The sequence below is a fragment of the Companilactobacillus sp. FL22-1 genome (genome assembly GCF_043951805.1).
Taxonomy (GTDB): Bacteria; Bacillota; Bacilli; order Lactobacillales; family Lactobacillaceae; genus Companilactobacillus.
The window spans coordinates 1-967 of record NZ_JBINJY010000034.1 but is presented as its reverse complement, the minus strand read 5'-3'; the positions used below and the strand labels follow the sequence as shown (position 1 = coordinate 967).

1 protein-coding gene is annotated in these 967 nt (G+C 37.8%); it reads left to right on the top strand.

Annotated features, from left to right (window positions below):
* The first annotated feature begins 99 nt into the window (after positions 1–99).
* Positions 100–957, top strand: a complete 858-nt coding sequence (locus ACG72T_RS12535; RefSeq protein WP_395266469.1) for an IS982 family transposase — start codon at positions 100–102, stop codon at positions 955–957.
* Positions 958–967: the final 10 nt, after the last annotated feature.

The following is a 967-nucleotide window of genomic DNA, read 5'->3' as shown; positions in this document are numbered from 1 at the left end:
ATACGCGTGGTGCTAGTTAAATCGTTTTAGTTAAATAAAAAGTCCAATCTTGTTAGACTCGACTTGTAAATAGTAATAATAGAAAAGAGTCTGACTAGATTGAACTGTCTTAAGCTTAAGCATTTTTCTCATCATTTACAAGTTAGTTTTACTCGTTTAAACAATATTTGTCGTTCTTGGTATAAGCTGTATGCTCCGAACTCCCTTAAGCATCGCAGAAATACAGATCAGATCAAGCTATCTGATAGTTCCATCTTAGCTATGCTTATCTGGCAAGCGGAATTAGGGATTGAATCACAAAGAAGATTTTGCAGGTTCTTTGTAGGATTATCCCATTCCCGATTTAATCGCCGAGCTCGTCAACTTTTGCCTTTAATCTATCTGATTCGTCATACTTTGAACCAAGAAGTGGATCTTTCAGGTAAAATTCTGATTATTGATAGTTTCCCAGTTCCGGTCTGCCAACCTGTTCGTAATTATCGCGTCAAAATCTTTCATGATATTGCCGATATTGGTTATAAGGCGACTAAAAAAGTCTACTATTATGGGTTCAAGGTTCACGCAATAGTGAGCGATGATGGCTATCTGCTTGATTACGCAGTCACTAAAGCATCGGTGCATGATGCTAAAGAAACAGTAGAATTGATGAATAATACCCATCCTACTAATCATTATCTTTTAGGCGATGAAGGTTATTTAGGCAAGGATTTAGCCGCTAAACTAAAACACATGGGCTATGTGCTTTGGACACCGTATCGTAAAAATATGCAAGGTGCTAAAAAACATAACAATCATCAACTAATGGCGGTCAGACGGAGAATTGAGAGTGACTTTGCTTTGCTTAGTTATTACAATGCCGAAAATAATCGCGCTAGAAGTCTAGCGGGTTTTCAAGAACGCCTAGAGGTTGCAGTGTTAGCTTATAATATGGCATATTGTCTAGAACGATTTAACTAGCACCACGCGT